5 protein-coding genes are annotated in these 6,746 nt (G+C 58.5%); all 5 read left to right on the top strand.

All coding sequences use genetic code 11. The features are described from left to right. Positions 1-1,933, top strand: a 1,933-nt coding sequence (locus tag NUW23_14280) for an ABC transporter substrate-binding protein (protein ID MCR4427327.1), incomplete at its 5' end; no start/stop codon positions are given. A 175-nt stretch (positions 1,934-2,108) separates the two neighbouring features. Continuing rightward, complete coding sequence (locus NUW23_14275; GenBank protein MCR4427326.1) at positions 2,109-3,101, top strand: ABC transporter permease; 993 nt, start codon at positions 2,109-2,111, stop codon at positions 3,099-3,101. 111 nt (positions 3,102-3,212) lie between these two features. Then, positions 3,213-4,307 (top strand): ABC transporter permease, encoded by a 1,095-nt coding sequence (locus tag NUW23_14270; GenBank protein ID MCR4427325.1) that lies wholly within the window; start codon positions 3,213-3,215, stop codon positions 4,305-4,307. A gap of 191 nt (positions 4,308-4,498) precedes the next feature. Next, positions 4,499-5,539: an ABC transporter ATP-binding protein gene (locus NUW23_14265; protein ID MCR4427324.1), complete on the top strand. Its 1,041-nt coding sequence runs from the start codon at positions 4,499-4,501 to the stop codon at positions 5,537-5,539. Further along, positions 5,536-6,564, top strand: a complete 1,029-nt coding sequence (locus NUW23_14260; protein ID MCR4427323.1) for an ATP-binding cassette domain-containing protein — start codon at positions 5,536-5,538, stop codon at positions 6,562-6,564. The genes NUW23_14265 and NUW23_14260 overlap by 4 nt, the downstream gene beginning before the upstream one ends. Positions 6,565-6,746 lie beyond the last annotated feature (182 nt).

Genomic DNA, 6,746 nt, shown 5'->3' with positions numbered 1-6,746 from the left:
AGCCGCTGGTGCTGTAGCTGGCGCCTGCTCCACGCCCAAGCCCGTCGAGGTGCCACCAACCTCGCAGTCAGTGGCGGCTTCTGTGCCTACCAAGGTCGAGGCGACGAAGCCCCCCCAGGTGACAGCGGAGCCAGTGATGCAGTACAAAGAGGCTCCCATGCTTGCCGAGCTCGTTGCAGCCGGCAAGTTGCCGCCCGTCGAGAAGCGTCTGCCCAAAGAGCCGTTAGTGGTGAAACCCCTTGAAGGTATCGGCAGGTACGGTGGCACCCTCAGCGGCGCGCACACAAACCCAAACGTGTTCGAGGGCTGGGTTCCGAACAGCTTCGAGGGCCTCATCGCTATGTCACCGGACATGCGTCAGTTCGTACCCAACCTGGCGACCAGTTGGGAGTTGGATGAGGCCAACAAGACCATTGTGCTGCATCTCCGTGAAGGGGTCAAGTGGTCGGATGGTGAGCCCTTCACGGCGGATGATGTCGTGTTCTACTGCGAAGACGTCCGCATGAACACAGAGTTGATCCCAAATCCTCCGACCTCAGGCATCGTTGGGGTAGAGAAGATCGACGAATACACTGTCAGAATGAAGTACGCCTGCCCAGATGTTCTGTCGCTGCTCGTGAACGGAGGGTACACGATCTATCCCAAGCATTTCTACAAGCAGTTTCACGCCAAGTACGCTGACAAGGCGAAGCTCGAGGAGTTGATGAAACAGAACAATGTGGATAGCTGGGTAGATCTGTTCTGGAAGATGGCAGACGCCCATCCGGTCAGTTTCTGTACTGCCCCTGTCGAGGTACCGGTACTCAGCCCTTGGCGCATCGAGAAACGAGAGCTAGGCAACATCACAACAGTGCGCAATCCCTACTATTGGAAGGTAGATCCTGACGGTAACCAGTTGCCCTACATCGATCGGCAGTACTGCGCCCTCGTACAGGATACGGAGGCGCTCAAGCTCAAGGTGATTGCTGGCGAGGTGGGGTTCGAGGGCCTACATACGGTCATGGCTGATTATCCGCTGTTCAAGCAGAATGAAGAGCAAGGTGGCTACGTAGTCAAGCTATGGCTCTCAAATTTCGCGGGCAACATAGCGCTGATGTTCAACCAGTGCGCCAAGGACCCAGACAAGCGCGAGCTTTTCCGCAACCGCGATTTCCGCATCGCCATGTCTCTCGGCCTCGATCGGGAGGAGTTCAATCGTGTACTCTACTTGGGCAAGGGCTTGATAATGCAGGCAACATCGCTGCCGGGTACTGACTACTATGTCGAGGAGGCGGCCAAGGCCTACATCGAGTATGATCCGGAGAAAGCTAACCAGATGCTGGACGAACTTGGCCTAGACCAACGTGACTCTGACGGATTCCGCATGTACAAGGGGAAGCGTCTGGTGATCAACTTCGAGTACTGGGATGGCCATGGCATGGGACCGGCCGCTGAACTTGTGGCCGACATGTGGCGCACAGCTGTTCATGTCAACATCCAGACCAAGGCCGTCGAGCGAAGCCTCCTCAACGAGCACTGGCAAGCAGATGAGTACGATCTCTCGACCTGGATCGTCGCGCGCAACACTCAGAAGCAGTTTTGGCCTTACTACTCCGTCGCTGGTATCGGCGAGAGTTGCATGGGCTTCGCCTGGGGCAAGTGGTATCAGACGAAGGGCAAGGAAGGCGAAGAGCCGGTCGAGGAAATGAAGAAGCAACTCGAGCGATGGGATGCACTGCAGACGGCGCCAACCGAGGAGCGAATTCGGCTTGGCCAGGAGATCAACAAGTCGCAGGGAGAGAACCTCTGGGCGATCGGCACGGTGGGCGCCGCGCCCATGCCCATCGTGTTCCACAAGGACCTCGCGAATGTGCCAGATGAGGTACCGGTCTACGCGCCCGAGTCTGACTTTGTCTGCCCATTCCGACCCGAGACCTGGTATTTCCGGACGTAGCTCCACATAGGGGCGCGCCAGGTGGCGCCGGGCAGTTGAGCGCGGCGCCACCTGGTCTCTCCCGCTGCGCTCGTCCTACGATTATCACGTGGCATTCAGGGCGTCGAGGCCGGTCGGACGCGAAGCCGGCGATCGCTTTACGAGTCCATGGCTGGCAGAAGGATGGCGGTGTGAGATGCTCGCGTACTTCGTGCGTCGCTTCCAGTATGCCTTGCTCCTTCTCATAGCTGTGTCGCTAGTATCCTTCATTATTATTCAACTTCCGCCTGGAGACTATCTGACGACTGTCATCCAGAACATGAGGGACGCGGGCCAGAGTGACGAGGACATCCGCTTGCGTGTTGAGGCGCTACAGCGTCGATATGGCCTGGATCAACCTCTCTACGTACAGTACGGTAGGTGGGTATGGGGGTTACTCCATGGCGACATGGGTTACTCTTTTCAGTGGCAGCAGCCAGTAGAAAGCCTTATCGGTGAGCGCATCGTCTTGACCATGGTCGTCTCATTTACCACGATCGTTTTCACCTGGGTAGTAGCTTTCCCCATCGGGGTGTACTCTGCAACCCATCAGTACTCACCACTCGATTATGTCTTCACTTTCGTCGCTTTCGTTGGTATTGCCATTCCGGATTTTCTGCTGGCTTTGTTCCTTGCATATGCCCTGTATAGGCTCACCGGAATGAGTGTCATCGGGCTGTTCTCTCCTGAGTATGCCACGGCCCCCTGGAGCCTGGGTAGAGTGTGGGATCTGATCAAGCACATGGGCGTGCCCATCGCCATAGTGGGTGCCGCGGGCACGGCTGGCTTAGTCCGAACGCTGCGTGCCTGCATCCTAGATGAGCTCGGCAAGCCGTATGTGACTGCTGCGCGTGCCAGAGGTTTGAGCGAGTGGCAGCTTCTACTGCGTTACCCTATCCGTATTGCCATTAACCCATTGCTTAGCACCGTAGGGTACATGCTGCCAGGCATTGTCTCTGGCACCGTCATCGTGTCAGTCGTGCTCGGTCTGCCCATGACGGGCCCGCTGCTGCTCAGGGCCTTGACATTCCAGGACATGTACCTCGCGGCCAGTTTCGTCATGCTCCTAAGCGGGCTCACCGTTGTTGGCACGTTCATCTCTGACCTGCTGTTAGCCTGGGCAGATCCGCGAATCCGCCTTGCGAGCTGAGACGGGTCGCGCGCAACGTTTGGTGGCCGTCCTCTGCGCGGCAGAGACGTGACAAAAGCGCCGGCGGGGCTGCGGCTAGCGCACATGGGAACGAGAGCGGAAGGACTGGATATGACACGCAAAGCTGAGGCTATCCTCTATGCCTCTCAGTGGCAACTCATGTGGCGCAAGTTCAGAAGTCACAAGCTAGCGGTGGTATCCCTGGGGTTTCTTGCGGTGCTGTACCTCTTAGTTGCCTTCGCACAGTTTGTTGCACCCTATGACCCGCGGGAGCGTCACTCGGAGCGCATCAATGCGCCACCGCAGCGCATCCGCGTCTGGGAGAACGGTAGATTCCAGTGGCCCTTTGTATATGCATACCAGCAGGAGTTGGACGAGAACACCCTCGCTTGGGTCTACTCTGAGGACCGCAGCCACAGGTTCGCATTGCGTTTTTTCGTACACTCGTACCGGTATAGGCTGTTGGGGGTCGCCTATACTGACATGCACTTCGTGAGAGTGGACGAGCCGGGCACTTTGCATCTCCTTGGCACGGATTCCTTAGGACGCGATGTCTTTAGCCGACTGATCATCGGAGGGCAGATATCGTTGTCGATCGGGCTGGTAGGCATCGCTCTTAGCTTTGTCATCGGCTCGCTGCTCGGGGGGCTGTCGGGCTATTATGGAGGGACGGTAGATATGATCATCCAGCGCCTCATCGAGTTTCTGGTGTCCCTGCCAACATTACCCCTTTGGATGGGTCTCGCGGCGGCTGTGCCGGTGACATGGCCGACGACAAGAATCTACTTCATGATGACCGTCATACTCTCGCTGGTAAGTTGGACTGGGCTGGCTCGTGTCGTGAGAGGCAAGATACTGTCGGTGCGTGAGGAAGACTATGTTATGGCCGCAAGGCTGAGCGGCGCGGGACAGTGGTGGATATTGCGGCGCCACCTGCTGCCATCGCTCTTTAGCTATATGTTGGTGTCTCTTACGATGGCGATTCCTGGGATGATCTTGGGGGAGACTGCTCTGAGCTTCTTGGGTCTAGGGCTCCAGCCGCCCGCCATAAGCTGGGGCGTCCTCTTGCAGGGGGCGCAGAACGTGCGCAGCATTGCTCTCTACCCCTGGCTTCTTTCGCCAGCCGTTGCCATTGTGGTGACAGTGCTGTGCTTCAACTTCGTTGGCGACGGCCTGCGCGACGCCGTAGACCCCTATGTGCGTTAGGCGGTGTCTGCAAGGCGTAGTGAGATCGCAATACCGTCGATAGCCCCGTGGCAAGCCGCAAGTGAGCTTCCCATAGCGCGCGGCCAACGGTCGGGAGCGCTTGCCGTCGCTCATGGCGCGTTGGACCCGATTGCGTAGCTAGCATAGATGCTCTCGAGACAGAGCCTCTGAGGAAAGGCAGATACGGGGTCATGACAGGCCAACACCTGTTGCTCGAGATAAGAGATCTCAGGACGTACTACTACCTGCACGAAGGTACGGTCAAGGCGGTCGACGGTGTGTCCTTTTGCGTTCCTCGCCATAGCACTGTTGGCGTCGTAGGCGAGAGCGGATGTGGCAAGACTGTCATGGCGCGTTCAGTGCTGCAGATCCTGGACCGCGGAGGACGCATCATCGCCGGTTCTATGGTCTTCCATCGTCAGCGCCCTGGAACCGGGAATAGCGAGAGTGCAATCGAGGATGAGATCGATCTGGCCCGCCTGCATCCTCGCGGAAAGCAGATGCGCGCCATACGCGGTGCAGAGATCGCCATGATCTTCCAGGAACCGATGAGTGCCTTTAGCCCCGTACACACTATTGGCCGCCAGCTCACGGAAGCTATCACCCTCCATCGCAAAGTCACTAGGCCGGAGGCGAGGGAACTCGCTATCGCGACGCTCCGTGACGTGAACATTCCCCGCCCCGAACAGTGTTTCGACGCACACCCGCACCAGTTGAGTGGTGGTATGCGCCAGCGCGCTATGATCGCCATGGCGCTGTGCTGTCGTCCGTCGTTGCTCATTGCTGACGAACCAACCACGGCTATCGACGTGACTACCCAGGCGCAGGTCCTGGATCTCTTGCGCCGCCTGCAGGAAGAGTATGGCATGTCAATCATGCTCATAACGCATGACCTGGGCGTGATCGCCGAGATGGCCGACCATGTAGTAGTGATGTACCTAGGCAGAGTCGTGGAGCAAGGCCCGGTGGATGAGATCTTCCATGACCCGAAACATCCCTACACCCGATCTCTGTTGCAGTCCATTCCAAAGCTAGGGCCCAAGTTGCGTGGTAAGCTGCAGACCATTGCCGGGTCGATACCCTCTCCTTACGACCGACCCCCGGGCTGCACTTTTCACCCGCGCTGTCCATCTTTCATGCCCGGCGTATGTGACAATCAGGAGCCCAGGGCGGTGGACCTCGACAGCCGGCGCAGCGTGAGTTGCCTGCTCTACAGGGGAGGGAGCGCATGAAACATCCAACTGACAGCGGCTCTCCCCTCTTGCAGGTAATAGAGCTGGTAAAACACTTTCCGATCACGAAGGGGTTTCTCAGAAGGCAAGTGGGGGCTGTTCGGGCGGTAGATGGCGTGAGCTTCTTCATCAACGAGGGAGAGACACTTGGGCTAGTCGGCGAGAGCGGTTGCGGCAAGACGACCACCGGACGCTGTATCCTTCGAGCTATTGAGCCGACCAGTGGTCAGATTCTCTTTACAACGACGAGTGGGCAGCGGGTCGATGTAGCGACCCTGGACGGGCAGTCCCTTCGAGCCGTGCGTCGTGAGATGCAGATGATCTTCCAGGACCCATACTCGTCGCTTAGTCCGCGCATGACAGTGCGCGATATAGTGGCCGAGCCCTTGATGGTGAACCGTGTCCTGTCAGGCAAGGCACTGAACGAACGGGTAGCTGATCTCTTACAGCAGGTTGGCCTGCCTCCGGAGTACATGACGCGCTATCCCCACGCGTTCAGCGGAGGCGAGCGGCAGCGCATCGGCGTCGCCCGTGCCCTAGCGCTGAATCCCCGCCTGATCGTCGCCGACGAGCCTGTGTCGGCGCTGGACGTGTCAGTTCAGGCGCAGATACTGAACCTCCTGCAAGATTTGCAGAACCAACTGCACCTAGCTTACCTGTTTGTGGCCCACGATCTGAGTGTCGTCGAGCACATCAGCAGTCGAGTGGCAGTGATGTACGTAGGCAAGATCGTGGAGATGGCCAGGACGGAAGAGTTGTTCGGCAGCCCAAAGCACCCGTACACAGAGGCCCTCCTTTCGGCCGTACCGAAACCCGACCCCCGGCGCAGGTCGAAGCGCATCCTGCTCCAGGGCGAGGTTGCCGATGCGAGCAACGTGCCCTCTGGCTGCTACTTCCATCCGCGTTGCCGCTACGCCGTCGACCACTGTGTAAAGGAGAGTCCCGTCTTGGAGGAGGTTACCGCCGGCCACTTTGTGAGTTGCCACCGCGCGCGCGAACTATCGCTTGAAGGCGTGCCGATGTAGGAAGATGCGCCAGACCGGCGCGAACGAGCGTCGGCCTGGCTATTCACAGAGCAAGACTGCGCGTCCTTGAGGTGTGCGAGCCTCCGTCGCTTGGGGCGGAAAGGCGGGAATGGAAGCCAACCGAATCGTTCGATCCGTCGGAGCAATCATCTTGCGGCTCGCTTGGGCTGTCTACGATCTAT

The sequence above is a fragment of the Bacillota bacterium genome (assembly GCA_024655925.1).
Classification (GTDB): Bacteria; Bacillota; DTU025; order DTU025; family JANLFS01; genus JANLFS01.
This window is presented reverse-complemented; position numbering and strand designations above follow the sequence as displayed.

Excerpts from the sequence above, each read along its gene's own strand:
- NUW23_14275 (MCR4427326.1), top strand. The coding sequence starts at position 2,109 with ATGCTCGCGTACTTCGTGCGTCGCTTCCAGTATGCCTTGCTCCTTCTC.
- NUW23_14270 (MCR4427325.1), top strand. The coding sequence starts at position 3,213 with ATGACACGCAAAGCTGAGGCTATCCTCTATGCCTCTCAGTGGCAACTC.
- NUW23_14265 (MCR4427324.1), top strand. The coding sequence starts at position 4,499 with ATGACAGGCCAACACCTGTTGCTCGAGATAAGAGATCTCAGGACGTAC.
- NUW23_14260 (MCR4427323.1), top strand. The coding sequence starts at position 5,536 with ATGAAACATCCAACTGACAGCGGCTCTCCCCTCTTGCAGGTAATAGAG.